Below are 24,660 nucleotides of genomic sequence, written 5' to 3' on the forward strand. Positions count from 1 at the left end.
CCTTCGTTACCTCATCATGACAGAAACATTTCCAGCTGTAATAATGATTGTGATGGCTAGAAAAAACATCAACCCAACGGCTGCCAATGCTGCAAATACATAGATCATGCTTTTACCAATTGTAAAAAGACAGTTAACAATGGGACTATCTCCCAGAGGCTGCATGATCGCTGCGGATAAGTTATATATTAAAGCCAATGTTAAGATCTTAATGGCTGGAAACACACATAGAAAAATAATAATGACAACCCCTACTAAACCAATTGCATTTTTCACTAAGAGAGAAGCTCCTATGACAGTATCTGAAGCATCCGAAAACATTCTCCCAATGACTGGTACAAAGTTGCTTGTCACATATTTTGCAGTTCGAATAGTGACCCCATCACTAACTGCGCTTGTCGCACCTTGTACAGAAATGACACCTAAGAAAACAGTCACCAATGCTCCAAAAATGCCTACACTGATATTTCGAAGTAAATCTGCCAATTGACTTACCTTGTATTTTTCAGATATTGAGCTCACGATGTGCAGCACTGCTGAGAAAAACAATAATGGAAATACAACGGTATAAATTAATGTCCCAGTTGTATGAATCATGAAGATAATGAGTGGATGCATAATCGATGCTGAAGCGAAACTCCCCATAGACACTAGCAATGTTAACAGCAGAGGGATCATAGCAATCATAAAATGGATCATATTTTCAATTGCCTCTTTAGCATAACCAATCGCTACAGTGAAGCTATTAATCACAATAATTACGAGTACTATATAAGCGATTGCATAGGCTACTTTGCTTACTGAATTTCTCTCGAATGCACTTTGCAATGTCTCTAGTACCATACTGAACACAGCTAGAATAACAATCGTAACTAAAAGCTTTCCATTATATAAAATTTCATGAAAGAAATATTGAAGCAATCCTTTAAATATTTGAGAAATACTGAATCCTTCTCCACCTGGGAGAATCATGTCCATAAAACTAGGATTATTTCCCGGAAAATAACCACCATACTCCTGAAGCAGCTTCTTCCAATATTGTTCTACTTGATCTGTATTTAAATTTTCAGTTGTTTCTTTCATAATGATGTCTGTAGGAGAATCAGCATATATAACCTCTCCCCCTAAAAATATGAATCCTAAAATCAGTAGTATATATCGGATTAAGCGAGCCATCTTTTCATCTCCCAAATTAGGTAGGCAACAGTTTGATAATTGTTTCAATAATGACTGTTATAATTGGTATCGCCATGTATAAAATAAGTATTTTTCCAGCTAATTCAATTTTAGAAGCTATGGATTCATGACCAGCATCTCTGACAATTTGTGAACCAAACTCTGCAATGTAAGCTATCCCAATAATTTTTAAAATGGTTTTCAAAAATACCATATCTATATTTGATTGTTCGGCTAACTTTTCCAGTAATTGAATAATAGAAGATATCTTCCCAATTAAAAAAAGAAAAATGATAACACCAGTAAAGACCGTTAATAGAAAAGCGAACAGTGGCTTTTGCTCCTTGATGACAAGCGTTAGAATTGTTGCAATAATCCCAAGTCCTACGATTTGAATGATTTCCAAAGCATTCACCTACTGAAAAAGAAAAATCGTCTTAATTTCTTGAAATAAATCATCTAAGAGTCGAATGACCATAAACAAAACGATTATGAAACCAATCAACGTCGTCCAATGTGCTATATCTTCCTTACCCATCTGTTTTAAGACAGTGTGAATCATTGAAATTATGATTCCGATCCCTGCAATTTGAAAGATCATATTAATATCTACATTCATTTATTTCACATCCTAAAGCATGATGATGACGACTAAGACTCCGATTAACATCCCTAAGCTGCGCCACATTTTTGCATATCTATTTTGTTCATCCTTCGCCATTTCTTCTTCACTTTGCAGTTGAGTGATGGCTAAACGCAAATGCTTTATTTGATCTTCTCGATCAGAAATACCTAGGCTTGACCCCACCTGCAGTATCATTTCCTTCTCTACATTTTTGAATGCTGTTTTTCTCCAATTCCTACTAAATACCTCTTGCCATGTATCGATTACAGTGGCACCAATATGATCTACTAACTGCTGCTTAATTTGATAGAATATAGTTCCAATCGGGTCTGGTATGATGTTTGATATTTTCTCTAATGCATCTGGCAGTGGAGTGAAGCCGTAATGTATCTCTGTTTCTAATCGTTGTAATGCATGGATCATATGACGAATTTGTTTAGGACGATTGATATACTGATTAGCTTGATAAAACCCTATCATTGTTCCTGAAAAGATAATAAAAATGGCACCAATGAGATTTAACATGTTATCCTCTCACTTTATCCACTGATTTTTGCATCATTCGATTTCCCTTTTCATCCAATATTTCTTCGATTGTTCCTATCCCTTGTCTTCTGCTTAACACAACATATCTTGAAAATATTCCCTCATTGCATAGTTGCTTTAATATAGGTCTATTTTTGATATCTTCCATATTTAAGGCGTGTGAAGTTGTTATTACACGAATACCAGCATGAACTGCTTCATGAATGGCCTTCACATCTTCATCCCTTCCTATTTCATCAACGATCATCACTTCAGGGGACATGGATCTGATTAACATCATCATGCCTTCAGCTTTTGGACAACTGTCCAACACATCTGTTCTAGGACCTACATCAAAATAAGGTACTCCTTTATAACAAGCTGCGATTTCAGATCGTTCATCCACTATTCCTACTTTCAACCCTTTCCATGAAACCTGATTGTTCCATAACCCGTAACTGATCATTCGTGATAAATCTCTTAGAAGTGTTGTTTTTCCTAATTGCGGGGGGGAAATGATTAATGTGTGGTAAATGCTTTTCCTTTGCACATCCATAATAGAAGGCAGTACCTGCTCACCTGCTCCAATCACTTCTCTAGCAATTCTTATATTAAAGCTGCTTACATCACGAATTTGTTTTACAAAACCATGTTCAAGTACAGTTCTGCCTGACAAACCTATCCGATGTCCACCCTTAACTGTGATATACCCTCTTTTCAATTCTTCTTCAATCGTATACATTGAATGATTGGTAACAATATTTAAAAATTTTAAAATATCTTGATGATTAGGCTGATAAGCGCCCTTTGCACTATTTAACATTTGGCCTTGATTGGAAATAAAATGATACGTACCAGAGTACACAATTTCTAAAGGTCGATTCTCTCGAATACGAATCTCTTCTATTTGATGCAAGATGGATCTAGGTACTCGATTCATAATGGATTTCAATGTGTCAGGCAGCAAATTGAGCACAGCTTCTATCATTTAGGATTCTCCCTCCAAGTTGTCCATAACTTTACAACATATGTATGCTGGGACACGCCAAATATGACAAGTTCTCTTTTACTTTTTAACAATGCCAATGAAAATACAGCTAACTCCAATAAAGATCCAGCAAAGTTTACTTACGGACAAACGATCAGCTATACCAATAAGTCCAATGGAGGTAGTAGTAATCAAAATGATAGGTCCTACAAGTGCAAGACCTGTATTTACCATTAATGCTTTTTCTACTTGATTCAATCGAAACATGACTATAGCAGCTATAATCTCAATGCTGCCAGATAATAAACGTAATACAACCATACTGAATACGAACTTATTCAATTTCTTTAGGTCCCCCAGTTTTTTCTTTTTCAATATCGAAGCTTGTACTATTTATATGATTGTTTTTTTAATTTAGAATGCTTTTCATGAAAAATGACCATCCAAATATCAACTCAAATTGGGCACATCACTATAGATTTTTGCATATATTGTTCACAGGTCACATACATTTATATACGGTGAGGAGAATTGACATGCGTATCGTCTCAGATTTGGATTGGGAAAAAAAACTCATGGATCCCATTGGTGAAAGAACACTGAAACCTAGAAAAACAGGAATCACAATGGTGATTGATAAGGGGATGGGACTATTAGCTTTCGAAGACTTTTTAAATACTGCATCCGAATACATCGATATCATCAAACTAGGTTTTGGAACCTCTCCTTTATACCCTAAAGATGTTTTAGAAAAGAAAATTGGACTAGCAAAAAAACATCAGATTACGATCACACCAGGAGGCACCTTTATGGAGGTAGCTGTTAGTCAAAATTGTGTGAATTCCTACTTTAAAATGATAAAATCACTTGGATTTAATGGGGTTGAAGTTTCAGATGGTACGATAGATTTGAGTCGTCAGTTTAGAGATGATTTGATCAAATACGGCACCGAAGAGGGATTCATGGTTGTTACGGAACATGGTAAAAAAAGAAAGGGAACGAAGATCAACTTTAATGAACTTACCCACACTGTTCACTCTGATATCGAAAAAGGAGCAAGTCTAGTCACAATTGAAGGAAGAGAATCAGGTGTAGAGGTAGGAATTTTTGATGAGAACGGAAAATGCAGTACAGATGACATTGTACAAATTATGAACAGTGTCACTGATCCAGACAAAATCTTGTGGGAGGCTCCACTAAAGTCACAACAAATTTTATTTATAAATAGTTTAGGTCCTAGGGCTAACTTAGGAAATATCTCACCTGAGGAAGTTTTTGCTCTTGAATCTATCAGAAGAGGTTTACGGTCAGATACTTTTCATTTAGCACATAAATAGAGATCGATAAAGCTCTGTTTTGCAGTCTATTTGAGGAGGTGAAAAAACAATGCAGATCGAGATCGTTCCGAATGTGAACGAAGCAAGATCAGACAACTTTATCAATAAAACAGTTATTGTGATTGATGTTTTAAGAGCTACAAGTTCCATCGTTACAGCATTGGAAAACGGAAGTGAAGGAATCATTCCTGTGGAAACAGTAAGCGAAGCCAAAAGCTTTAATATAAAAAATGAGTTATTAAGTGGTGAAAGATATTGTAAAAAAATCACTGGATTTGATTTAGGTAATTCACCCTTGGAGTTTTTAAATCATGACATGAACGGTAAAAGAATTATTATGACCACCTCTAACGGAACCCGAGCTATTCAAAAATCACATAAAGCAGCTCATGTGATTGCTGGAACTATTCTGAATGCATCCCAATGTGCTAAAAAAGCAATTGAATTAAAAAGAGATATCGTTTTGATGTGTGCCGGCACTCAGGATAAATTTTCTTTAGAGGATGGATTGTGTGCTGGATTAATCATCCATGAACTTAATCAGCTTCAAGAGGAAGAAATTCAGCTTAGTGACTTCAGTTCTGCTATGTATTTAAGTTTTTTACAAGCAAAAAATGAATTGCAGAAAACCATTTTAAATTGTAGTAATGGAAAAAAACTATGCAAGATGGGTTTAAAAGAAGATGTGATCTTTTGCACAAAACAAAATGAATATTCCGTTGTTCCGATTTTAAGAGACAATATCATGGTCTCTATGTAGATTGTTCTAAAGGATACAAGCTGTTCATACATTAAATGGAGGTAAAACGTTGTTCAAAAAGTTCTTTTCTAGATTATTCCTATTATTTTTGTAGGAGCCAGAACAAATTAATTTAGGGAAGTCTGGTGCTCTTGATGAAGAATAGGCTGTTCTTGCCATAAACCTTAGAAATGAAAAACAGCTTTAGTATTGTAATTTATAAAATTTTCGGAGACCCGAAAAACACTGGACTTCTAAAACTTCAAGCTATAGTCATTCCTGATGCTGAAAAAAAAACAAACTTTTTGAACCGTTCTATGTAGTTCTTTTTAATTAATGAATAGGGGTCGTTATTATGATGAACGGTGATGTTCTTTTAGTGATTCTCATATTAATAGGCTTAATTGGCAGATCACATATCATTACTATTGCAGCTTGTTTGTTGTTAATCATAAAATTAATCAGCTTAGAAAGATATTTACCTGCAATTGAACGAAGAGGATTGGAATTTGGTTTATTATTTTTAACAATGGCCGTATTAGTCCCATTTGCTAACAACAAAATTACATATAAAGATATCATTGCCGTATTTACCTCATGGCCAGGAATCATTGCACTAATTGGAGGGGCCATCGCCACACATATGAATGGCAGGGGTTTGGAGATGTTAAAACTAGACCCACAAATGATTGTGGGTCTAGTCATTGGTTCTATCTTTGGCATTATTTTTCTAAAGGGAATACCTGTGGGACCACTGATGGCAGCAGGTATTACCGCATTATTGATAAAAATCACACAATATATATTTGAAATCTTCAATTAAATACAGGAAATAGGGTCTTATTTTAACGTTTTTTCATTTCAAACTAAAAATAGAGGAAAATAAGGGTCTTATTTCACAGTACTTGCTCAAATAATGCTAAATGTAATGAAATAAGGCCAACAATTTCCTCTATTTTATATGCTTTTTATAAATTTTTGATAAAATAAGACCCTCAATTTCCGCTATTTAATAAAATAGCAATTCGAAGCTACTTTTTCTTACTTTTAGGAGTCTATTAGTTTCGGCTCCGCTTCGCCTTATTTAGTGTTTGCTTCTGGATGTTGGGATCCCCGAAAAGTAATCGGATTTCGCTACAGAGCTTTTCTCCACTTTTTGGGGTACATTTATTATCTTCTCTCTTTAGGACCACCTACAAAAGCTTTTTGAGTTGTATCTAATCCATAAGCTGTATGAAGAGCCAATATCACTTCCGTTAATTTATCTCGATCAATAACACAGGAAGTCTTAATCTCTGAAGTACTTACTAATTTAATACTAACTCCTTGCTGAGATATAACTCTGAACATTTTAGCAGCAACCCCAGGATTACTTACCATCCCTGCTCCTACAATGGATACTTTTACTAGATCTGTTTCAGAAGTTACTTCTTTAAATGTAACGGTAGACCTCAAGTCCTCCATAACCACCATTGCTTTTTCTACATCTGTATTTGCAATACTAAAAGAAAAATCCGCTGCTCCGTTGCGAACACCACTTTGTACAATGATGTCTACATCTATTTCTGCATCTGCTAATGCACCAAATACAGTCGCTAATATTCCTGGAATATCTTCAACTTCCAGCACACTGATTCTAGCCACATTTTTGTCATATGCAATACCACGAACGACCATACTTTTTTCCACTGCGTTACCCTCCTTAACCAATGTTCCTTCATTATGACTAAAACTAGAACGCACAACTAATGGTACATTATAATTTTTGGCATATTCCACAGCTCTTGGATGAAGAACCGCAGCTCCTAACTGTGCCAATTCCAACATTTCGTCATATGAAATTTCATCCAGCTTTTGAGCCACTCTTACAATTCGAGGATCAGTAGAATAAACCCCATCAACATCCGTATAGATCTCACAAAGATCAGCTTTAATTGAAGCCGCCAATGCTACGGCTGTTGTATCTGAGCCACCTCTTCCAAGAGTCGAAATTTCACCATCTTCTGACAACCCTTGGAATCCAGCCACAATCACTATATTATCTTTCTCCAAAGCATCCTGAATTCTTTTTGGTTCAATTTTTACGATTTTTGCATTTCCATGATTGCAGTCTGTTGTCATTCCACTTTGCCAGCCAGTTAATGAAATAGCTGGATAACCCAAATTCTGAATGGTCATAGACAATAATGACATGGAGATTTGCTCGCCTGTGGATAATAACATATCCATTTCACGAGCTGGTGGATGATCTGTTAATTGATTGCATAAATCGACTAGTTCATCAGTAGTGTCACCCATTGCAGAAACAACAACAACACATTGATGACCTTCTTGTTTTTTCTCTATAATTCGTTCAGCAACTTTTTTTATTCGTTCTGCACTCCCTACAGAACTGCCACCGAATTTCATGACTACTAAAGACAATTCTCCACACTCCTTCCCCTGTTTCTCTATAAACTCCAAATGTCAACTAAGCACGAGATACGTATTTTCCATCTGTTGTATTAATAACTAATGTATCGTCTTGATTAATAAACAATGGCACTTGTACTTCCAATCCTGTTTCCAGTTTTGCATTTTTCGTAGCACCTGTCGCAGTGTTTCCTTTAATTCCTGGTTCTGTTTCTACAACTTTAAGCTCTACAGTATTTGGTAAATTAATTCCTAAAATCTCACCTTCATAACTTACAATTTTAACATTTGCATTTTCCAATAAGAAATTAAGTTCCCACTCCAATTGATCTGCATTTAAGTTAAATTGGTCATAAGTTTCTAAATCCATAAAGGTATGCTCATCACCACTTGAATACAAATACTGCATATCTTTCGTATCAACATGCGCACGACCAACATTTTCTCCAGCACGGAATGTTTTTTCTGCAATGTTTCCATTACGAAGATTTCTAAGCTTAGAACGAACGAAAGCTGCACCTTTTCCTGGTTTAACATGCTGGAACTCTAATACAGAGAAAATATTCCCATCTACTTCAATTGTCAATCCTGTTTTAAAATCATTTACTGATACCATAATTTTTCCCTCCTGATAAGTTTCAATGTTAGTTTATAATGATAAATTCTTTTGTAGAATGAGTTAAGTTATGAATACCTGATTCTGTAATCACAACATCATCTTCGATGCGAACCCCACCAAAATCTGGAACATAAATACCTGGTTCCACAGTAAGCACCATATTTGGTTTCAATACTTCATCAGACATTGGACTTAGTCTAGGAGATTCGTGAACCTCTAAACCAAGAGAATGTCCTAATCCATGACCAAACAGATCACCGTAGCCATGTTTTGCAATCACATCACGAGAAAGAGCGTCTCCTTCTTTACCTGTAATTCCAGCCTTTAAATTATTCAATGCATTTAACTGGGACTCTAAAACAACACTGTAAATTTCTTTATGTTTCTCAGATGGAGTACCTACAAATACTGTTCTCGTAATATCAGAGCAATATCCGTTGAATATGGCACCGAAGTCCAATTTTACAAATTCATTGTTCTGTACGATTCTTTCACTGGCAATTCCATGTGGTAGAGCGGATCTCTCCCCTGAAGCAACTATAATATCAAAAGAGGATGAAGCTGCTCCATTCTTTCTCATTACATATTCGAGTTCAAGTGCAATTTCTTTTTCAGATAATCCTGGTTTAATAAAGTTAACAATATGTGAGAAGGCATGATCAGCAATATCCGCTGCTTGCTGCATGATTTTTAATTCTGATTCATCCTTTATCATTCTTAAAGTTTCTACTGCAAGATCAGTTGGTACTAAAGCAGTACCTTCAAATTCTTTTGTTAATTTTGTATAAAAAGCAAAGTTCACATCGTTTTGCTCAAACCCTAAGTTTTGTACTCCAAACTCATCTAGTTTTAACTTCACCGTATTTAAAGGAGAGGTCCTCCCAAGTTCTACAAATTCAAAATCCTTTGCCTGCTGTGGTGCTTGAGATTTATATCTAAAATCTGAAAATAAAACAGCTTCTTTTGCAGTAATTAAAACATAACCTGCTGATCCTGTGAAACCTGTCATATATCTTCTGTTGTATTGATTTGTAATGAAAATGCCATCAAGCTTTAATTCATTAAGTTTCTCCCTGATTTGCTGGATTCTTATTTTTTCCATCTTCATTTACCCTCTCTATCAATTTATTATGTAAAGCCATCAAGCCTAATTCATAACTGTGTGCTCCAAAGCCTGAAATTTGACCTATTACTACAGGAGCAGTCACGGAGATGTGTCGGAAAGATTCTCTTTGGTGAATATTGGATAGGTGGACTTCTACTGTTGGAAGCTTCACTGCACTTAAAGCATCTCTAATTGCATAACTGTAATGAGTAAATGCAGCTGGATTGATTACAATTCCGTCCATATTACCATAAGCCTTATGTATTATTTCTATGATTTCACCTTCAACATTTGACTGAAAAAAAGTCAATTCCACATTTAAAGTGTCTGCTAAAATCTTTAGATTTTCTTGTATACTTGCTAAAGATTGTGATCCATACACACCAGGCTCTCGAATCCCGAGCATATTTAAATTAGGACCGTTTAATATCAATATCTTTTTCAAACTCACATTCACCTCTTCACCATGAATTCGAGCATCGTCCTCAAAACCTCATTTTAACATACATTTCTAAGTTATGAGAACTTTTTTTATCTTCTAAAATAATCAAAATCACCTATAGAAGGGCTTACAAAGTAATAAAATGAATCCTATAAAATGTTTACTTCACTTTCATAGAAACACGTTTATTATAAAATAATTTGTAAAACTTTATTAAACCATTCAATTTTTATAAGGCTCCCTAGCTTGTTCATTAGTAAATTCAATAGCAACAGTATATCCGATAAAAATCCCCCACAAAATAAAGAGACATACTCCTGAAATAATCGAATTAATGTCCATATTGTTGATCCATTTCATCATCCCTGTCATTGGTCCAATCCATAAATATAGATTAGCCCACCAAAAAAGCCCATAAACGATCCCTAACCATGCACCTTTCACTTTACTGAACAATAATGTATAAATGAAGGCACAAATAATTGAAAATAAAATAAAAAACAACAATCCAGTAAAAAAACCAGGCCATGAATCGATAAACTTGTGTTTAAAAAAGGGCTCAGCTAAAAAAGAAGAACTAATTTTAGTAAACGTTAAATAATAAAAAGCCTGGTGTACTAATCCCCAAATGAATCCAGCAAAAAAACCTAGGTTTAAAGCAAAAGTAAATCGATTTGTACGTTTTTTGTTTTGTTTATCATCATTCATGCAACGATTCCTTTCATTAACAAAGTCTTCGATTCAATTATTCCCATCATTAATTATCATTATTTAGTTTTTTTAACAAATGAACGGTAGAAATATATTTCATAATTCGCTACAATAGGAGTATTACCTACTTTGTTATCTTTGTTTCAATTCAAAAAGATCAGTTTTCAACATCTAGAAGATTGTTCTTATATTATTTAAATAGGAAGGGTGACTTCTTTGTCACAAGAAAATCGCGGTATTTATGGAGGACAGGCGGTTATTGAAGGTGTTATGTTCGCTGGAAAAACCGTAAATGTAACAGCTGTTCGCAGACAAAGCAATAACGAAATTGATTTTTTCTCAGTTCCAAAACGAGATAAAAAATGGGTACAAACGTTGAAAAAGATTCCCTTATTACGGGGAATGGTAGGGATTGTAGAAGCAAGTGCTAAAGGAGCATCTCATCTTAATTTTTCCGCTGAAGTGTTTGCTGAGGAAGAAGGAGAAGAGGTAAAAAAAGAAGAGAAAAAAGGACTTTCTAATTCTTTAACCATGATTCTTGGCGTAGCTGTCGTTGGTGTATTGTCCTTTCTTTTCGGAAAATTTGTTTTTACATTACTTCCTGTTTTTATCGAGGCTGGTTTATTCGGAAGGTTCGCTCCAGACAATCAAGTCCTTCACACTTTTATAGAAGGAATAATAAAAATGATGCTGCTAGTGGGTTATATCTATGTTATTTCCTTCACTCCAATCATCAGAAGATTGTTTCAGTATCATGGTGCAGAACATAAAGTCATTAGTGCATATGAAAATAATGAAGAATTAACTGTAGAAAATGTTCAAAAATATAGTACTTTACATTATCGTTGTGGAAGCAGCTTTATGGTCTTTACTGTCATCTTAGGGGTTATCATCTATTCTATTTTTGCTTTATTGGTCCCTTACGACTCCTATTGGCCATATAATGATTTATGGGGACGGATTATCCAGCGTCTAGTGTTGTTGCCTGTTGTAATTGGTGTATCATACGAAGTTTTACGTTTCACTAATTCATTACGTGAAATCCCAGTATTGAGATATTTAGGTTATCCTGGACTTATGCTACAAAAGTTAACTACAAAACAGCCTACAGATGATCAAGTTGAAGTATCTATCGCATCTTTTAAACATATGTTAGAGCTTGATCAAAAAAATGGAAATTCTGAAAACAGAATGATTGTATAAAGTTGCATGAGCGGAGGCGTTTTTTATGAATTCGCGTCAAAGAATCGTATTTTATGTGATTTTGGGACTTATTGTTATTGGGTTTTTGGGTTCTGCATTTACAAACCCTAAGAGTTTTATTATTCCACTCTTAGTTTTTGGACTCGTATTTTACTTATATAAATTTCCTCCAAGACGATATCGCAACAATCATAATTACAAAAACGTGGCTAAAATTCAGAAAAAACAGCAGCGTAAAAAAAGAAGAAAACATAAATTTAAAGTGATTGATGGCAACAAGAGCAAAAATGACAAAGATGATAAAGATGACGAGGAAGAATCTTATCCTTTTCATTGAGTGGCAAGCGGGGAATGATCGCATCATTGATCATTCCTTTTTTATTGCATTTGGATACTATGATCATTACGATGGCAGCAATTTTGAAAATATAGTTTTAATTGAAAGTCAGAAATAATTATAGAATGAAATTGAAAGGGGCGAAGACATGACTGTTAAACGATGTGATTGGGTAAATGGCGATCCTTTATATATTCATTATCATGATTATGAATGGGGGATTCCGATATATGATGACCGTTTATTATTTGAATATTTAACTTTAGAAGGAGCACAGGCTGGACTAAGCTGGTATACCATACTAAAAAAAAGAGAAAATTATCGAAAGGCATTTGATGGGTTTAATCCAGAAATAATTGCAAAATATAATGAAAATAAAATTCAAAGTTTATTAAATAATGAGGGAATTGTTCGTAACCGTTTAAAAATACGCTCTGTCGTTACAAATGCACAAAGTTTCCTTAAAGTGGTAGAAGAATTTGGTTCATTTTCCGATTATATTTGGTCTTTTGTAGAAGGGAAACCCATTCAGAACAATTTTCATTCTATTGAAGAAGTTCCTAGTTCAACACCGGAAAGTGATGCTCTTAGCAAAGATTTGAAAAAACGTGGCTTTAAATTTGCCGGATCGACGATTTGTTATGCCTTCATGCAAGCTGTTGGAATGGTTAATGATCATGTATTAGACTGCGTGAGTTATAAGTCTTCATCTTAATAAAGAATTCTTGCTTTCAGAGGGAGAGTTTTTAACTCCCCCTTGAAGATGAGGGAGTCATACAGCATGTAGAACGTGAGAATGGTTTGGAAATACCTACTTCAGAAGGGGAATATCAATTAACTTATCATATGTATTTGAATCATCCTGTTTATATATCCTAACATAGGTCACTGCAAAGGTTTGATCTAGTTTTATTTGTTCAACTGCCTTATGTTTCATGTTCGATAATTCTTTTTCACTCAACCCCCACTCGGTTAGTCCAATAGTTAAGTGTGGAATATAAGCCTCTAATTCAAAGTACTGAATAATCATTTCTTCAGATGGTGAGATAGCCTTTACTAAACTTTTATGGAGTTTGTGTACTTTATTAGAATCTACCCTTAGATATAAAACACTCTGACCAAATAAAGCTGGTTCTCTTAAAGTTAAATCAAAGGATGGGAAGTCTCCACAAACTCTTTTTATGTCATGCAGCCAATTTCCATCTGAAGTTAAACCACCTTGTGCTTTTACGGTGATATGAGGTTCTATATTCATCTTACTTCCCCATTGTTCTTGAAAATGTATAAGCTCATTTTTGATATTTTCTGGTGGTACGATTCCTATGAAATATTTCACTCTATAATCCTCATTTCAATTTTCTCTATATGTTAATTATAGTTTAATTTTTAATACTATTTCACCCCACATGACTTCTCCTGTTTTTATAAAACCAACATCTTCGTATAATTTTATAGTGTTAATATTATCAGGCTCTGCACTTGTATAGAAATCTATATCTCCATACTTCTCTTTTATTAACGATAACAGTTTATTTAATGAAGCTCTCCCATAACCTTTTTGTTGAAATTTCTTGTCAATCATAAATCTACATAATTCCAACCGCTGTGTTTCAGGTTCAACTCCATACATAAGGAAGCCTATCATCATTTCATCATTATAAATGGCTAGAGGGTTTTGATCACCCTGATACTTTGCTTCCAATAAGGAGTACCAGTTGCTGGCTACAAAACTTTCTTGATATTCATGTACTTTTAATGCAATACATTCTTTCCAATTATTTTGATTAATGTTTTTAAAAGTTAGATTCATTGTTTCACTCTCGTCTCACTATATTTGTTTAAGTACCACAACTTAATAATCTTATCAGATTTCTTCTTCGATTACTTTTGTAAGTTTGTACGGACCATAAGCTTTGTTTGAAACTATAACCATTTTTACTTCACTTTTTGGATAAAATGAGGAATGAAAAGATACACCTGGATCATATCCCATTACATGATACTTAAAAACTTCATTATTTTTTTTACGAATCCACACCCCATATCCATAATTTTCATCCTTCTCTTCACAGATGTGTGGAGTTAGTAGAGCATCTTCTATTAAAATAACACCAGAAAAATTTGTTTCCTTTACTGTATTTGTTACGATAGAATTGATATCAAATTTATTTATAGGCATAATAATTCATCCCTTCTTTAATGTTTAACTTTTGAGATGATAACTTCTAGCAGCATTCTTCTAATATCAACTTTAGATGATGTTCCATTTTTTATAAATAGAGAAGATATTTCATAATCAAATATGCCATAAGATAACCTGCATTATGAACAAACTGGTGAACGTATTACCACACAGACGAATCTACTCGGTAGATTAATATTGAAACAATCCTATGATATTTTAATAGAGAAGAATTAATGAGAGATTGGATGATTTATATATTGAATATATTTTGAGACAGTTAATAGGGGAGGATGTCTTTGAGATTGAAGGTGAGTTTATAACGATGAGGTTTTACAATATAAAATTACGACATCTTAGTAGCTAACTAGAACGTTAGTTAGCTATTAAAGACTAACTGTACAGCATTGAAGTCATCAAAAATATTCTAAATATTGCTCATAATATTTGAGATACTCTGAGTAAGACCAATTCGATATATATTTCTCAGCAGCTCGATAGCCAGATTCAAATAGTCGATTGCATTCTTCATTAGATATTTTAAAATCTGTTGTTCTTACTCCTAAAGTTGGAATTTGAATCGTATTAAAACGTTTATGATCTTCAATAAATTTCTCATCATGAGCATCCATCATTGTAGAAAATAAGGCTTGGAACATACTGATCGGTCCGATTATTTTTCTAGGGACATTAGTATGTTTACCGATTAACCTAAAACCTAGTGTAGGAATTTTAGATTGAACCCCTCTTTTTCTTGCTTCTTTATCAAATAACCATAAAGGGTAATTACTCAATATACCTCCATCAACGATATAATACGTTTGTTTGTCATGGTTTTTTTTCAATTTGATCGGATCAAAATAAAAAGGAATCGCTGTGCTCATTCGAATAGCTTTAGAAATACTTAATTGGTTGGGGTTTATACCATATTGTCGTATATCATCAGGTAAGACTAGTATTCTCCCTCTTGTAATATCAGAAGCAATAATACGAAGCTGATTTTGATTTAAATCTCCAAAAGTTTCAACTCCCTTAAGCTTCAATTTATGGTCAATCCATTCCTCCAAAGGATCACCGGAGTATAATCCCTTTTTAAAAAACACACGGACTCCAGGACCTAGATAGATAACGCGATGCACCCAAGTTTTTTTCACAACAGAAGAAAAAGGAGTAGACATAACTAACTCCTTCAGTTCCTGAGATGTATATCCGGCTGCGATTAAAGATGCAACTATGGCGCCAGATGAGGTTCCGGCTACTTGATTAAAAACTATATTTTGATCCTCAACTGCTTTTACAGCCCCTGCCAAACCTATGGCTTTGACACCACCGCCTTCAAAAACAGCATTTACCTTCATCTCATACAACCCCTTAAGAAAGGAATGTTCCTATCTATGTTTTATGCGGTAATGGGATGTATTTAGACCTGTTAAATACACGACCATATTCTCGGAATATTAAAATTTAAAAAGGAATGAATGATATGAGGAATGAATTAAAATAATAATTGGAAATTTATATATAATGAAAGGGAGGACGATATAGGACACTTTGTAGGGGAGAAACTGTAGTAAGGATTGATAATTTCTCAAATGATTAAAATTTTACACTTCTTGGATATTAACAAGAAGTGTATCCTTATTACTATTATTTATTAAATAATATTGGATTAAATGATATAGATTTAAATCATAATTACATTGGATTAAGATAATCAATGATATTTCTATTAAATCTTTAATTCATCTTATATTTGTACATTTTAATTGGGCCTGGATTAGAAAAGTGATTGTAAACAACATTTGTTTTTCGCAATCTTTCTTGATCGTTTTTCTCGCGAATCCACTCTTCTTTAGCGGTTCGTTTCCTACGTACAGGAGGGTTGCACTTCATATAATTGACGTCCATCTCTTCAGCCAAAATAATATTGTATTCACGTTGTTGGCGCAAATGAAACTGCCAACTACTCATTATTGGATAATCTTCACTTTGTACCTTATAAGGATTTGCATCTGTTAATTCCTCATATAGGATTAAATCAGCAAATGTTTGTAACAAATATGGGGTAAAGGGTTCTTGTTGGTGTGCCTCAAGCACGGATTCAATGCATCGTATCCGTTCTACTCTCAATTGAACGTCATAACTTGTTGAATTAAATGTAAAACACTTTCCTTCTTTTATACATTCTCTTAACAGATCCACCATCTGGTCAAATTCATCCTGTATAACTTTCAACGACATCACCTTCCCATCCATGATCATATGAATGATGATCTGAACAAACCTTGACTTCTACTTCATTATAATTCCAGTCCTTGTATACTTGAGTAATCTTTGTTAAAGCACCTTGAAGATGAGTACTTACTTGCTTCTGTGAAATTCCAAGTATTTCACTCGCTTGTTGTTGAGGTAATTGTCTATATCCATACACTAATATGAAGGTTTCAGCCTGTCTTTTTGTTAGATTTGCTTGTTCAATCGCCATATTTAAATCAAGTAAAATGTCGCTTGCTTTTGTATCTCCTTTATATCTTCGATTAGAAATGATAAATTGGTCCTTTAACAATTTTCTGATCCCTTTTATACTATTTAACGCATAACTCGCACGAAATTGGTTCTTATTGACCGTCTTTTTCACTTTTAATAATTGCATCTTCATTTTCTCACTTCCTTCCTAGACTATCACAGTAATTTTTGCTCTATTTGGGACAATGATCAAAATTGTTATATATTACCACCAAAAACTAAATCATTTGCAATACTAAGAGACATATTTTTATTTCAAATGCATCTTTAACTAAGAATTTTCTAATAGAAACTAGGAAACAACACAAAAATAGGAACGTATGTTCTAATTTTAAGTGTTTGATATCATTTTGTCAACAAAAATATAGAATTATATGGAAATATAAGGTTCATAGTCGCCATTCACGAAATCTATGAACCTCTTACTGATTTCAAAATTCACTAATTTTTTGAAATCTAATTGTTGTAATCATTTTAGGTCTTCTGAGATATAATCAATTTTTATTGATTTATTATTGTAAACCTTATCTATCATTTGAATAAAGAAGGGATTCCCAAAAATTATAAGCTGAAAAAATCATTACATATTATCTAATAGCATTGATATAGTGAATGATTCTGGAGGCAATGACTGCCATTTCTGATCGAGTCAGTGTTTGAGACGGTTTGAATGCCCCATCCGTAAATCCATTCATAATCCCTAAATCAGCAACTTCTTGAATTTCTGAATAACTCCAATGTTGCTCACTTACATCTGTGAATTTACTTTTGTTGTTTAATTTGAGACGATACATCTTTACAATTCCATTTACAATTCCTTCAGCACATAGTTGTCGATATTCATCAGACTTTAACAACTCACATGATTCTTTGTTCGTCATAAACTCACACTCAACTAGGATAGATGTCATCTCCGTCTCACGTAATACATGAAAGTTTGCTCCTTTCACTCCCCGATCTCTTCTCCCTGTTAATTGTACCAGCTGATTTTGTACATAATTAGCAAGTTCAACACTTGTTGCTGGAAGAGATTTATATACAAATGTTTCAATTCCAGTTGCGTCATTCCAATGATCACGATAAGCATTAGCGTGAATGGATAGAAACAAATCTGCACACCAATTGTTCGCTGCAATTGTTCGTTCCATTAACGGAACATCCCTGTCATCTGCATGTGTGAAGGTCGTTTCTACTCCCTGATACTGAAGCAACTTCTCTTGAACATAGGCTGCAACCTCTCTGTTAAACTCAAATTCCCTTAAACTTTCATCAGGTGCTCGTTTCCCAGGTGTTTCTGCTCCATGTCCCGCATCGATTACAATTTTAAATGGTTTATTTGACATTAGCTCACCATCTAACCCTTCATCTTATTTTCAAGTTTATCGATCTTATCTATAATTAAATCATACTTTTCTGAAAACTTATTAAGCAGGGCATGGAGTCGATTCTCCCGCTCCTTCCCCTCTTTTTTTGTTGTATATAATAACCAAACAAATAGTCCCGCAAATGGTCCTTGTGTCATAAAAAATGTAATAAATTCCTTTTCCATATCCATTTCCTCACCTCACTTTACATTTTTCAAAGTTAGCAATAAAGATAGTAATCGCTTCTAGAATACACTATTCAATAGCGGTCCAAGTAAATGAAACCGTATTATTTAAAAACGCAGAATTGCCTGCTCCTGCATGTGCAAAGTAAAAACCATTAGATGTAGGATAAAAAGAAGTTATATTCAATGTCACTTCCCTAAAAATAGGCTCTTGCCATCTTTCATCCCAATATTCATAGACATATCTGCCTTGTGACAACACAAATAGATTACTAGAAATATAAACAGCATCTCCTCCTTCTACTCTATTTTCTAAAGGTCCCCCTACAAATGTTGATCCTCCAACAATTTTAAGAATAGTAGGAGTGAAAGGTAAATTTGAAATTGTCACATTATCCGTTGTTGAATACCCAATATTTAAGTTTACTGTTCCAGTAGCCCACTGTTTTCTGTTCGAAGTACCTGTGATTTTGTTCCCATTCACATATGCTGTTTTCCCGCTAACAATATCACTTGCTATCGCTGTGGCATCACTAGTAAACGATCCAGATACCCCGAAAATATTTTTACCTGCTTTAATATTTGCTGCGTTAAGATCAGCATCTCCTACTACGTAACCTGAGCCACTATGATAACCTAATGAAATACTCTGATTCGATGTGCTAGGCGTAATTACTATATTACCTCGATCTGTCATGGTTCCTGTTACCTTAGATCCGTTTACATATGCAGTTTTCCCTGTTAAAATACTTGATGCTGCTGCTGTAGCATCTCCGGTATCCACTATATCAGAGGCTCCATTTACTCCAAATATACTGATCCCATTTTTGATATTTCCACTTTTCAGGTCAGCGTCTCCAACCACGTATCCTGATCCGCTATGATATCCTTCTGGGATGGTTTGATTGGATGTGCTTGGGGTATAAGTCATTGCGCCTCGGGTGGGCATGCTTCCTGTAATTTTAGATCCATCGACATACGCAGTTGTACCGAGTAGAAGATTCGCCTCAACTGCTGTAGCATCCCCTGTATCCGCTACATCGGAGGCTCCGTTTACTCCGAAAATGCTAACCCCTTTTTTAATATTTTCACTTTTCAGGTCAGCGTCTCCAACCACGTATCCTGATCCGCTATGATATCCTTCTGGGATGGTTTGATTGGATGTGCTTGGGGTATAAGTCATTGCGCCTCGGGTGGGCATGCTTCCTGTAATTTTAGATCCATCGACATACGCAGTTGTACCGAGTAGAAGATTCGCCTCAACTGCTGTAGCATCCCCTGTATCCACTACATCGGAGGCTCCATTTACTCCGAAAATGCTAACCCCTTTTTTAATATTCTCACTTCTAAGATCAGTGTCTCCCTCCACTTGTCCTGATCCGCTATGATATCCCTCTGGAATAGTTTGATTGGATGTACTTGGTGTATAGGTCATCGCACCTCTGTCGGGCATGGTTCCGGTCCTTTTTTCTCCACCTTGGTAAAACGTTGTTCCTGTAAGGACAAGTGAAGCTGATGCTGTTGCATCATCAGATATATTGCTTATAGCTGCTGCCAATTGCGCAAAGGTATAATGTCCAAAAACACTTTGTCCCATGTCAGTAATAGCGGCAGCAAGCGTCGTTTTTCCATCACTGACAGATTGAAAAAGCTCTGATAAGGCTCCTTCAACATTCTCAGAAGCGAACTGTCCTTCGTCATCTTCTATGCTAATATTTTCAGCAGTCAGTTGAATGGAAGATACTTTTTGATCTGTGTAGGACTTAGCGTTTTCTTCTGCAAAATCTGCTTTCTCCTGTGCACCTAAGGGTGTTTCTTTTGCATTCCAAGCACTGCGTTCATTCGTTGTAAGGTGCTGTGTCGTATTATTTGTATGGGAATCAAGCTCGCCTTTTGTGGCTGCATTCTCGTCAATAATATCCCAGTTCTCGTTAAAAGCCTCACGTGAGACATTTTCATTCCCCAAAGGTTTGTTGATTCTCAGGTTTGGTGTTACTTCTGGCATTACTCGATCTCCTCCTTTGTACCAATACTTTATACTTTATCTAGTACAATGTATTTTTGATTATTACTTATCGATGCAATAATGACTCGATCCCCCACTTCAAGAGGTGATTCAATTGTGACCTCCACAGATTCACCAGTCACTTTTGCATCTAATCCTATTTGGGTGAAAGTAGTTTGACATGGTCCATGTGGACTAGTGCTTACTATATCGTGATTTGTTACCTTTGAATCTAATGTCATATCTTGACTTTCTATACGTAATGTTCTCTTGTGTTCAAGCAAGGACTCAGCTATAATCATATCTTCTTCTTCAAGCATAATTTTCATATTATCTACTTGAATTTTATATGGATCGGTAGATTTTATTGTTGCTAATTCAATATCAACCTCTTTATTAAATCCGAATATTCTGAACATTTGGATGAGTTGACTATAGGAACTTCCTTCTAAACGTTCGATATGATCCACCTCCACTATTCTCTGTAGGTTTCTAATAGATCCCATGTTATATTCTTGCTATCTAACTCATTCCAAGTTAGCCTATATGAGTCTAGATCGTCCCAAGTCATATAGGTAAAGACATATTCAATCCCAAGATGAGCAGGAATGATCTCTGCTAGTGCCTGTTGAATATCTTCCAAGTTCGTTGGTATACCCAATTCTCCAATAAATGTGATGTCAATACTATATTCTTGAGGGACTTCTTCTACGGCAACTTCCCCATGCCCATAGGATTCAGCTACTTCTTTAATTAAAGCTGCAGTGACAGTTCCAATTCCACGCAGTTTGGATTGGATAACTGAACGCCGCTCTTCATATGATTTAGATTCATCTGTCACTAAATCACATATTCGCTCCCAATGCTGTAATCCCCATGTTGCTGTCTCAATAAAAAACTGTTGAAGAACCTCACTAATCTCTTCATTTAAGCCCTTTATTTCTTCAGCTTCCTGCAAAATTACATTAGTCCCTATTACAGACTCTTGATAATATTTTGGTAAGTAATCTAGCATCTGCTGCTCAATATCTCTATCAGTCTTCACTAATTGTCACCTCACCTAACACAGCCACTTCCCCTTCTTCAATAGAGACATGGATATTGGACGTACCTCCATTCATAGTGAATCCAACGTAATCTAGAACTCCATCAATATCTAATATAGTACTGGCAATTTGTGAATATCTAACTAAAGAATCACGATAAGCCAAAGAAACAAGGTACTCTCTTACGTACTCTGTAATTTGTTCTTTAACTTGATCCAACTCAAATCCTTGATCTAATACAATAGAAGCATCAATCGTAATTTCAACTTCTGGGGCTCCAACTACAGTTACTTCTGCCCCTACCGGGCGTACGGATTCAATGTGCTGCCTTACATGATCAATAATGGTTTGATCTGGTGTTGATTTTTCAGTTGAAAGAAGAATCACCTTTACAGTTCCATTGCCATTCCAAATCGGAACAACGACAGCATCTGAAATTCCTGGAATTTCTTTGGCCCATTCTAAATAATGATTAACATTCCCACTTGTTGAAGGATTTTGTACACGTACTAAATAACGGTTCAATAAATCTGCATCGGATTCCTCATCTACTCCATTATCAAATGAATCAGCGTTCACAACCTGAACCAGCCCGCTCAACTCTCCATATACAAGGCTTATTTGATTCGCACCAATATTACCTAATGTTCCACCTTCTTCAGCTTTTACAGTAATATCAATTGATGAATTTCCATTCCCGATGATCCCTTCTTCTATTGTCTCAAAATAAATCGGATCACTATCTACAGTCACTGCTGTTGAAACACGGACTCCTTTTGGAATCACAATTTCATAATCACTAGTAAAGCTAACTTTACCAGACGACTGTAACTCAGAATGCCTTTCTACCCCCATCTCTCTACAGCGCTTGTCCAAATATTCACCGTAGGTAGTATCAGCAAAGCCATGTTTTAAAGTTAATTCTAGTTGAATGTAAGTTTCAGCAAGTTCAATCGCAGCTGGTGAGAGAAGATCATAGGTGATAGACCCTTCACGTTGATCAATCGTTGCTGGTGAGCTACTGAGCATTCGTTCTAATATCACTTCTTTGGTTTCTGATTCATACCCCATTATACTTTCACCTCCTGTTCTATCGTTCCATCTACCGTATCTACTTCAAAAGTGGCGTATAGTGCATCTCCTTTTCGAGAAATACTGAAATTACTTACAGCAAGAATGCGGTCATCATAAGAGATCGCTTCTTCTATCAATCGTGGGACCTCTGCATCTACCAGCTCATCAGGAATATTTTGACCAATTAAATCCTCTAATTCACTCCCGTATTGATTAGTGTATATAAGATACCGAAATCGAGGAGTAGAGAGTGCCTTTCTTACAAATTGTTTAATCGCTTCCATTCCATCTATATTTCCTTTTATTTCTCCTGTATCAAAATCAAACTTATAAGTCTTAGAAGGATAGACTGTTTTAATGGTCGTCATTGTATCTGCTTCTGTTTCTCTAGTAATGAGTTCAGCTATTGGGCTTAGTGCCATAAGATTCACCACCCTCTTTATTTAATGATTCATATTATCTATCTTTAATCTCATTCGATGTACCTTGTTTTGAAATGTATGCGTATCAGTTGATACATGATAATTGCCTGATAAGTTCGTCATAGTTTCGGAAACATGAATAATGGATCCTGCAATTACTTCTTCATTTCCTAAGGCTTCAATCTCTGCTTCCTCACTCACTTTACTCAAGTCTTTTAACAATTGATTTGCCAATTGTTGGTTCTGTGAAGCGTTATGATCCACATTACTTTCCTCGATATGTTGCATTAAACCATAATTTTGCATTAAGGATTGATTTTCAACAATGGTTGAAATGGGTTGATCCTCATGATCAGCGCTCATTACTTTGACCTGATTCCGTAAATCTTCAATAGACTCAGAATAGGATGCGTTTAAAATGTTATATCCACTTTGTAAGACCCATTCGACCACATTCCGCTTCTGTTCAATAAGTTGTAACTTCCCTTCTTTTGAGATTAAAATAAAACGTCTGCCGATTTGTTTACTCGTTTCTGTTATAGCGGTATTCATCATATCCCAAATTGTTTTATTGCGCATGATTAATTTAGGGAAGACATATCCTGTATCTTCAATAAATCCAAATGAAATACCAAAGTCATTACAAAGCTGTTTGATGATTGAGGAGGCTGTCATATTAGTAAATTTCTTCGTATCGACATTCTTTGTTAAATAAATATTCTCATCATAGGCTGTAATACTCATATTTCCATCAGACTGGATAGAATAAGAGAAGATCACCCCTCTAAACAATTCCTTATCATCTTTTAAAAATCGCAATAGTCTACCTTTCTCTATGATGACAGTTGGTTCTTTCCCATTGATTGTATTTGACAACTGCAGCTCCAATTTGCGAAATGCCTGCTTGCTGTCTCCAGACCACGTAATGGAAGTCACTAGTGGATCAAGGTACATTTCTTTGTTATACTGTACTTCAATTTTCATGATGGAATCACCAATCTTTGACCCGGTTTAATCTGATTTGGATCAGGACCGATGATATCGATATTGGCACTGTGAATGTTTTTCCATAAACTCCCATCCCCAAGTGTGGATTGAGCTATCTTCCACAGTGTGTCTCCTACCTTCACAGTGTAGTTACTTACTTGTTTAATCGTACCAGGGCGTGCTTCTTGTAATGTGGATTCATCTACCACTTTTTTGAAATTCACAAATTGATGCTCTTTTAAAGTCATACTATAATAAACGTCACCTGGACTCCCTGCTTTTTCCTCATATTGAAAAGAGCGGATCGTTGATAATACGTTGATCTTGTCTATTTTTCCAATCCCTTCAGTAACAATGAACCGCAATGGTTCTCCTGAATGCTGCCATGATCGAATTTTTTTTACGGTTTGCCACGGATCTGGCAGTGCCTCATATTCACAATACAACGTATGATAATCTCTTGGAAAAAAGGATGAAACTTGAAACTCTCTAAGCTGTTTATCACCTATGATTGTATATTCACCTAATTGAGAGACTTGAATATCAGAAAATTGATGACCACTAGTTACATCAATTCGTTGTGGATTTACAGGTAATTGAATTTTTTCTGCTCCGTTATTAAAGGTTAACCAGAATTGCACAAGCATCAC

32 protein-coding genes are annotated in these 24,660 nt (G+C 35.2%); 6 read left to right on the forward strand and 26 right to left on the reverse strand.

Annotated elements, in window-relative coordinates; all coding sequences use genetic code 11:
• Positions 1 to 6: 6 nt before the first annotated feature.
• From spoIIIAE to Q5Y73_RS16315, 6 genes are all read right to left on the reverse strand, one after another.
• Positions 7 to 1,176, reverse strand: coding sequence for a stage III sporulation protein AE (spoIIIAE, locus tag Q5Y73_RS16290; protein WP_305992983.1), 1,170 nt, complete (start codon positions 1,174 to 1,176; stop codon positions 7 to 9).
• Between the two features lie 16 nt (positions 1,177 to 1,192).
• On the reverse strand, positions 1,193 to 1,582 hold the full coding sequence (gene spoIIIAD / locus Q5Y73_RS16295; RefSeq protein WP_305992984.1) for a stage III sporulation protein AD: 390 nt from the start codon (positions 1,580 to 1,582) through the stop codon (positions 1,193 to 1,195).
• A 9-nt stretch (positions 1,583 to 1,591) separates the two neighbouring features.
• Positions 1,592 to 1,795, reverse strand: coding sequence for a stage III sporulation protein AC (gene spoIIIAC, locus Q5Y73_RS16300; RefSeq protein ID WP_160643633.1), 204 nt, complete (start codon positions 1,793 to 1,795; stop codon positions 1,592 to 1,594).
• Positions 1,796 to 1,807: 12 nt separating this feature from the next.
• A complete protein-coding gene (gene spoIIIAB, locus Q5Y73_RS16305) occupies positions 1,808 to 2,326 on the reverse strand; it encodes a stage III sporulation protein SpoIIIAB (protein ID WP_305992985.1) in 519 nt (172 codons plus the stop codon).
• Position 2,327: 1 nt separating this feature from the next.
• Positions 2,328 to 3,314, reverse strand: a complete 987-nt coding sequence (gene spoIIIAA, locus Q5Y73_RS16310) for a stage III sporulation protein AA (RefSeq protein ID WP_305992986.1) — start codon at positions 3,312 to 3,314, stop codon at positions 2,328 to 2,330.
• A gap of 78 nt (positions 3,315 to 3,392) precedes the next feature.
• On the reverse strand, positions 3,393 to 3,656 hold the full coding sequence (locus Q5Y73_RS16315) for a YqhV family protein (RefSeq protein ID WP_371320224.1): 264 nt from the start codon (positions 3,654 to 3,656) through the stop codon (positions 3,393 to 3,395).
• Positions 3,657 to 3,850: 194 nt separating this feature from the next.
• Between Q5Y73_RS16315 and comA the strand changes: the two genes are divergently transcribed.
• From comA to Q5Y73_RS16330, 3 genes are all read left to right on the forward strand, one after another.
• The gene (gene comA / locus Q5Y73_RS16320) at positions 3,851 to 4,651 is read left to right on the forward strand and encodes a phosphosulfolactate synthase (protein WP_305992987.1); all 801 of its coding nucleotides are present in this window, start codon (positions 3,851 to 3,853) and stop codon (positions 4,649 to 4,651) included.
• Between the two features lie 49 nt (positions 4,652 to 4,700).
• Entirely contained in the window at positions 4,701 to 5,411 is a 711-nt protein-coding gene (gene comB, locus Q5Y73_RS16325) for a 2-phosphosulfolactate phosphatase (protein ID WP_305992988.1), read from the forward strand.
• Positions 5,412 to 5,748: 337 nt separating this feature from the next.
• Entirely contained in the window at positions 5,749 to 6,213 is a 465-nt protein-coding gene (locus tag Q5Y73_RS16330; RefSeq protein ID WP_305993099.1) for a DUF441 domain-containing protein, read from the forward strand.
• 347 nt (positions 6,214 to 6,560) lie between these two features.
• On the opposite strand, the gene Q5Y73_RS16335 is transcribed toward Q5Y73_RS16330, so the two are convergent.
• The 5 genes from Q5Y73_RS16335 to Q5Y73_RS16355 all read right to left on the reverse strand — a co-directional run bounded on the left by Q5Y73_RS16335 (position 6,561) and on the right by Q5Y73_RS16355 (position 10,676).
• Positions 6,561 to 7,814 carry an aspartate kinase gene (locus Q5Y73_RS16335; protein ID WP_305992989.1) on the reverse strand — a complete coding sequence of 418 codons (1,254 nt, stop codon included), beginning with the start codon at positions 7,812 to 7,814 and terminating at the stop codon, positions 6,561 to 6,563.
• 46 nt (positions 7,815 to 7,860) lie between these two features.
• On the reverse strand, positions 7,861 to 8,418 hold the full coding sequence (gene efp / locus Q5Y73_RS16340; protein ID WP_305992990.1) for an elongation factor P: 558 nt from the start codon (positions 8,416 to 8,418) through the stop codon (positions 7,861 to 7,863).
• Positions 8,419 to 8,446: 28 nt separating this feature from the next.
• Positions 8,447 to 9,523, reverse strand: coding sequence for a M24 family metallopeptidase (locus Q5Y73_RS16345; protein WP_305992991.1), 1,077 nt, complete (start codon positions 9,521 to 9,523; stop codon positions 8,447 to 8,449).
• A complete protein-coding gene (gene aroQ, locus Q5Y73_RS16350) occupies positions 9,483 to 9,971 on the reverse strand; it encodes a type II 3-dehydroquinate dehydratase (protein ID WP_305992992.1) in 489 nt (162 codons plus the stop codon). The genes Q5Y73_RS16345 and aroQ overlap by 41 nt, the downstream gene beginning before the upstream one ends.
• Positions 9,972 to 10,190: 219 nt before the next feature.
• A complete protein-coding gene (locus Q5Y73_RS16355) occupies positions 10,191 to 10,676 on the reverse strand; it encodes a YqhR family membrane protein (protein WP_305992993.1) in 486 nt (161 codons plus the stop codon).
• Positions 10,677 to 10,895: 219 nt separating this feature from the next.
• On the opposite strand from Q5Y73_RS16355, the gene Q5Y73_RS16360 reads away from it, so the two are divergent.
• The 3 genes from Q5Y73_RS16360 (at position 10,896) to Q5Y73_RS16370 (ending at position 12,934) form a co-directional block, all read left to right on the forward strand.
• Entirely contained in the window at positions 10,896 to 11,882 is a 987-nt protein-coding gene (locus Q5Y73_RS16360) for a DUF1385 domain-containing protein (protein ID WP_305992994.1), read from the forward strand.
• Positions 11,883 to 11,907: 25 nt separating this feature from the next.
• Positions 11,908 to 12,219, forward strand: a complete 312-nt coding sequence (locus tag Q5Y73_RS16365) for a hypothetical protein (RefSeq protein ID WP_305992995.1) — start codon at positions 11,908 to 11,910, stop codon at positions 12,217 to 12,219.
• 148 nt (positions 12,220 to 12,367) lie between these two features.
• Positions 12,368 to 12,934, forward strand: a complete 567-nt coding sequence (locus Q5Y73_RS16370) for a DNA-3-methyladenine glycosylase I (protein ID WP_305992996.1) — start codon at positions 12,368 to 12,370, stop codon at positions 12,932 to 12,934.
• Between the two features lie 96 nt (positions 12,935 to 13,030).
• On the opposite strand, the gene Q5Y73_RS16375 is transcribed toward Q5Y73_RS16370, so the two are convergent.
• The 15 genes from Q5Y73_RS16375 to Q5Y73_RS16445 form a co-directional block, all read right to left on the reverse strand.
• Positions 13,031 to 13,555 carry a 2'-5' RNA ligase family protein gene (locus Q5Y73_RS16375; protein ID WP_305992997.1) on the reverse strand — a complete coding sequence of 175 codons (525 nt, stop codon included), beginning with the start codon at positions 13,553 to 13,555 and terminating at the stop codon, positions 13,031 to 13,033.
• A 36-nt stretch (positions 13,556 to 13,591) separates the two neighbouring features.
• Positions 13,592 to 14,029 (reverse strand): GNAT family N-acetyltransferase, encoded by a 438-nt coding sequence (locus Q5Y73_RS16380; RefSeq protein WP_305992998.1) that lies wholly within the window; start codon positions 14,027 to 14,029, stop codon positions 13,592 to 13,594.
• Between the two features lie 54 nt (positions 14,030 to 14,083).
• The gene (locus tag Q5Y73_RS16385; RefSeq protein ID WP_305992999.1) at positions 14,084 to 14,398 is read right to left on the reverse strand and encodes a serine hydrolase domain-containing protein; all 315 of its coding nucleotides are present in this window, start codon (positions 14,396 to 14,398) and stop codon (positions 14,084 to 14,086) included.
• A gap of 419 nt (positions 14,399 to 14,817) precedes the next feature.
• On the reverse strand, positions 14,818 to 15,759 hold the full coding sequence (locus tag Q5Y73_RS16390) for a patatin-like phospholipase family protein (protein WP_305993000.1): 942 nt from the start codon (positions 15,757 to 15,759) through the stop codon (positions 14,818 to 14,820).
• Positions 15,760 to 16,138: 379 nt separating this feature from the next.
• On the reverse strand, positions 16,139 to 16,636 hold the full coding sequence (locus Q5Y73_RS16395) for a hypothetical protein (RefSeq protein WP_305993001.1): 498 nt from the start codon (positions 16,634 to 16,636) through the stop codon (positions 16,139 to 16,141).
• Complete coding sequence (locus Q5Y73_RS16400; RefSeq protein ID WP_305993002.1) at positions 16,617 to 17,060, reverse strand: sigma factor-like helix-turn-helix DNA-binding protein; 444 nt, start codon at positions 17,058 to 17,060, stop codon at positions 16,617 to 16,619. Before Q5Y73_RS16400 ends, Q5Y73_RS16395 begins: the two co-directional genes overlap by 20 nt.
• Positions 17,061 to 17,514: 454 nt before the next feature.
• On the reverse strand, positions 17,515 to 18,270 hold the full coding sequence (locus tag Q5Y73_RS16405) for an N-acetylmuramoyl-L-alanine amidase (protein WP_305993003.1): 756 nt from the start codon (positions 18,268 to 18,270) through the stop codon (positions 17,515 to 17,517).
• Positions 18,271 to 18,281: 11 nt separating this feature from the next.
• A complete protein-coding gene (locus tag Q5Y73_RS16410) occupies positions 18,282 to 18,482 on the reverse strand; it encodes a BhlA/UviB family holin-like peptide (RefSeq protein WP_371320225.1) in 201 nt (66 codons plus the stop codon).
• 64 nt (positions 18,483 to 18,546) lie between these two features.
• On the reverse strand, positions 18,547 to 20,481 hold the full coding sequence (locus tag Q5Y73_RS16415; RefSeq protein ID WP_305993004.1) for a hypothetical protein: 1,935 nt from the start codon (positions 20,479 to 20,481) through the stop codon (positions 18,547 to 18,549).
• Positions 20,482 to 20,510: 29 nt separating this feature from the next.
• Positions 20,511 to 20,987: a DUF2577 domain-containing protein gene (locus tag Q5Y73_RS16420; protein ID WP_305993005.1), complete on the reverse strand. Its 477-nt coding sequence runs from the start codon at positions 20,985 to 20,987 to the stop codon at positions 20,511 to 20,513.
• Entirely contained in the window at positions 20,957 to 21,526 is a 570-nt protein-coding gene (locus tag Q5Y73_RS16425; protein WP_305993006.1) for a YmfQ family protein, read from the reverse strand. Before Q5Y73_RS16425 ends, Q5Y73_RS16420 begins: the two co-directional genes overlap by 31 nt.
• On the reverse strand, positions 21,516 to 22,598 hold the full coding sequence (locus Q5Y73_RS16430) for a baseplate J/gp47 family protein (protein WP_305993007.1): 1,083 nt from the start codon (positions 22,596 to 22,598) through the stop codon (positions 21,516 to 21,518). Before Q5Y73_RS16430 ends, Q5Y73_RS16425 begins: the two co-directional genes overlap by 11 nt.
• Positions 22,598 to 23,023 (reverse strand): DUF2634 domain-containing protein, encoded by a 426-nt coding sequence (locus Q5Y73_RS16435; RefSeq protein WP_305993008.1) that lies wholly within the window; start codon positions 23,021 to 23,023, stop codon positions 22,598 to 22,600. Before Q5Y73_RS16435 ends, Q5Y73_RS16430 begins: the two co-directional genes overlap by 1 nt.
• A 21-nt stretch (positions 23,024 to 23,044) precedes the next feature.
• Positions 23,045 to 24,007 carry an XkdQ/YqbQ family protein gene (locus Q5Y73_RS16440; RefSeq protein WP_305993009.1) on the reverse strand — a complete coding sequence of 321 codons (963 nt, stop codon included), beginning with the start codon at positions 24,005 to 24,007 and terminating at the stop codon, positions 23,045 to 23,047.
• On the reverse strand, positions 24,004 to 24,651 hold the full coding sequence (locus tag Q5Y73_RS16445) for a LysM peptidoglycan-binding domain-containing protein (protein WP_305993010.1): 648 nt from the start codon (positions 24,649 to 24,651) through the stop codon (positions 24,004 to 24,006). Before Q5Y73_RS16445 ends, Q5Y73_RS16440 begins: the two co-directional genes overlap by 4 nt.
• Positions 24,652 to 24,660 lie beyond the last annotated feature (9 nt).

Source organism: Chengkuizengella axinellae (genome assembly GCF_030730905.1).
GTDB lineage: Bacteria > Bacillota > Bacilli > Paenibacillales > KCTC-33759 > Chengkuizengella > Chengkuizengella axinellae.

Bases quoted from the DNA above. Each gene is read 5' to 3' on its own strand.
- spoIIIAE (WP_305992983.1), bottom strand. From the start codon at position 1,176: ATGGCTCGCTTAATCCGATATATACTACTGATTTTAGGATTCATATTT.
- spoIIIAC (WP_160643633.1), bottom strand. From the start codon at position 1,795: ATGAATGTAGATATTAATATGATCTTTCAAATTGCAGGGATCGGAATC.
- spoIIIAB (WP_305992985.1), bottom strand. From the start codon at position 2,326: ATGTTAAATCTCATTGGTGCCATTTTTATTATCTTTTCAGGAACAATG.
- spoIIIAA (WP_305992986.1), bottom strand. From the start codon at position 3,314: ATGATAGAAGCTGTGCTCAATTTGCTGCCTGACACATTGAAATCCATT.
- comA (WP_305992987.1), top strand. From the start codon at position 3,851: ATGCGTATCGTCTCAGATTTGGATTGGGAAAAAAAACTCATGGATCCC.
- comB (WP_305992988.1), top strand. From the start codon at position 4,701: ATGCAGATCGAGATCGTTCCGAATGTGAACGAAGCAAGATCAGACAAC.
- Q5Y73_RS16330 (WP_305993099.1), top strand. From the start codon at position 5,749: ATGAACGGTGATGTTCTTTTAGTGATTCTCATATTAATAGGCTTAATT.
- efp (WP_305992990.1), bottom strand. From the start codon at position 8,418: ATGGTATCAGTAAATGATTTTAAAACAGGATTGACAATTGAAGTAGAT.
- Q5Y73_RS16345 (WP_305992991.1), bottom strand. From the start codon at position 9,523: ATGGAAAAAATAAGAATCCAGCAAATCAGGGAGAAACTTAATGAATTA.
- Q5Y73_RS16355 (WP_305992993.1), bottom strand. From the start codon at position 10,676: ATGAATGATGATAAACAAAACAAAAAACGTACAAATCGATTTACTTTT.
- Q5Y73_RS16365 (WP_305992995.1), top strand. From the start codon at position 11,908: ATGAATTCGCGTCAAAGAATCGTATTTTATGTGATTTTGGGACTTATT.
- Q5Y73_RS16370 (WP_305992996.1), top strand. From the start codon at position 12,368: ATGACTGTTAAACGATGTGATTGGGTAAATGGCGATCCTTTATATATT.
- Q5Y73_RS16380 (WP_305992998.1), bottom strand. From the start codon at position 14,029: ATGAATCTAACTTTTAAAAACATTAATCAAAATAATTGGAAAGAATGT.
- Q5Y73_RS16385 (WP_305992999.1), bottom strand. From the start codon at position 14,398: ATGCCTATAAATAAATTTGATATCAATTCTATCGTAACAAATACAGTA.
- Q5Y73_RS16390 (WP_305993000.1), bottom strand. From the start codon at position 15,759: ATGAAGGTAAATGCTGTTTTTGAAGGCGGTGGTGTCAAAGCCATAGGT.
- Q5Y73_RS16400 (WP_305993002.1), bottom strand. From the start codon at position 17,060: ATGAAGATGCAATTATTAAAAGTGAAAAAGACGGTCAATAAGAACCAA.
- Q5Y73_RS16405 (WP_305993003.1), bottom strand. From the start codon at position 18,270: ATGTCAAATAAACCATTTAAAATTGTAATCGATGCGGGACATGGAGCA.
- Q5Y73_RS16410 (WP_371320225.1), bottom strand. From the start codon at position 18,482: ATGGATATGGAAAAGGAATTTATTACATTTTTTATGACACAAGGACCA.
- Q5Y73_RS16415 (WP_305993004.1), bottom strand. From the start codon at position 20,481: ATGCCAGAAGTAACACCAAACCTGAGAATCAACAAACCTTTGGGGAAT.
- Q5Y73_RS16420 (WP_305993005.1), bottom strand. From the start codon at position 20,987: ATGGGATCTATTAGAAACCTACAGAGAATAGTGGAGGTGGATCATATC.
- Q5Y73_RS16430 (WP_305993007.1), bottom strand. From the start codon at position 22,598: ATGGGGTATGAATCAGAAACCAAAGAAGTGATATTAGAACGAATGCTC.
- Q5Y73_RS16435 (WP_305993008.1), bottom strand. From the start codon at position 23,023: ATGGCACTAAGCCCAATAGCTGAACTCATTACTAGAGAAACAGAAGCA.
- Q5Y73_RS16440 (WP_305993009.1), bottom strand. From the start codon at position 24,007: ATGAAAATTGAAGTACAGTATAACAAAGAAATGTACCTTGATCCACTA.